Here is a 1,528-nt window from a genome sequence, read left to right as displayed (position 1 = left end):
GCACTCAGCAGGCGATCGCGGACAACAGAGGCATAAGGCAGCGGAACGCCATAGTCGCCTCCAGCATCCATGAACATCTTCACGTCCTTCAGCCCGAGCGTCACCGGCGCGCCCGGATAGTCGTAATCGCGCTCAACCATCAGCTTGCCGTAGTTCTTATGGACTGGGGCATTATAGAAGCTGTTCGTCATAACCTCGAAGATCATGCGGGAGTCGGTCCCGGCCTTCTCGTTAAGCGCGAACACCTCCGCCATTTGCTCGATGGTCGAATAGATCATGAAATTCAGCGACAGTTTGGCGAGATTGGCCTGAATGGGATCATCGCCTATCCGGAAGACATGGGGTCCGAAGCACTTGAGCACCGGTTCCAGGCAATCCAGTGCGTCACGGGCTCCCGCCGCCATGACAAACAATTCCCCCGCTTCTGCCGCGGGCGGGCGCCCGAGAACGTTGGCGCTGACATAAGTCTGCCCACGCTCCGCATGACCGTCGCGCAGACGGCGCGCTTGGGCGAGGGAGACCGTGCTACAGCAGACGTGAATGGCCTTTGACGACAAACCGGCCGCAATTCCGTCCTTGCCGAACGTTGTTTCCTGGGTGGTCGCATCGTCGAACATCATGGAAAAGACGATATCGACTTCCCAGGCGACGGCGGCGGGCGTTTCCACCAGGACCGCTCCCATAGCCACGAGATCGTCTGCTTTGGCTGCTGTTCGATTGTAGACGACGAGATGATGTCCCGCATCGAGAAGGCGTCTTGCCATAGGATGGCCCATGGCGCCAAGCCCGATAAATCCGATTTGCATGATGGTGTCTCTTTGCTGTGGTTGCGCGAGATCCGCAGGGAGCCCGTGTCGCTTCATGCGTGATTTTAAAAGGGCGGGGCTTGGCGTGCTTCATCACATAAGCCACATTTCGACTCATGCGCGCCACTTCCTCCCTGATCCCGTCCTGTTTGGACAGTCCAGATGCAGGTCTTCCCTGGCTCTTGGGAGGGCATATGCAGCAGGAAACCCGGCGGGTTAAGGATTTTCATTTCCATTCCCGGGGTCAGATTTTCGGGATCGGGCACGGGGTCATGGGGGTACGAACGGACGAGGCGTACTGGCTGATCGGTCCGGGTCAGGCTTTGTGGCTGCCCCCGTATCTGCGCCATATGGCCCGTTCGCATGGTGCCGTGCGCGGATGGAGCCTGTTCATCGATCAGGTCCGATCCACGATGTTGCCCGCCCAGCCGTTTCTCGTGCGGGGTACGCCTCTCCTGATCGCGCAAGCCGAACGGCTAGCGCATTGTATCTCGGATAAATCCTGGAGCGATATTCACGCCCGTCTGGCCGAGAGTTTCTGGGATGAATTTTTGTCTTTGCCCCGCGCTTCGATTTCCCTGCCTTTTCCAACGGATGGCCGCTTGCGTCGTGTGGCTGATGCGCTGAGTGAAAATCCGGCCGACGCGCGCGAGCAGCAGGACTGGGCGATCGAGGCTTCCATGTCAGTGCGTTCCTTCGTCCGGCATTTCGGGGCTGAGACG

Annotated in this window: 2 protein-coding genes; one reads left to right on the top strand and one right to left on the bottom strand. The window is 59.1% G+C overall.

Translation table 11 applies throughout. The annotated features are described in order from the left end of the window. The coding region (locus tag JK213_RS15765) for an NAD(P)-dependent oxidoreductase (protein ID WP_211571901.1) at window positions 1-806 on the bottom strand (806 nt) is incomplete at its 3' end. A gap of 194 nt (window positions 807-1,000) precedes the next feature. Between JK213_RS15765 and JK213_RS15760 the strand changes: the two genes are divergently transcribed. Beyond that, window positions 1,001-1,528: AraC family ligand binding domain-containing protein (locus JK213_RS15760; protein ID WP_249200763.1), on the top strand; the 528-nt coding region annotated here is incomplete at its 3' end.

Source organism: Gluconobacter sp. Dm-44 (genome assembly GCF_018256175.1).
GTDB classification, from domain to species: Bacteria; Pseudomonadota; Alphaproteobacteria; order Acetobacterales; family Acetobacteraceae; genus Gluconobacter; species Gluconobacter cadivus.
The sequence above is the reverse complement of the archived record's forward strand: the minus strand, read 5'-3'. Positions and strand labels throughout refer to the sequence as shown.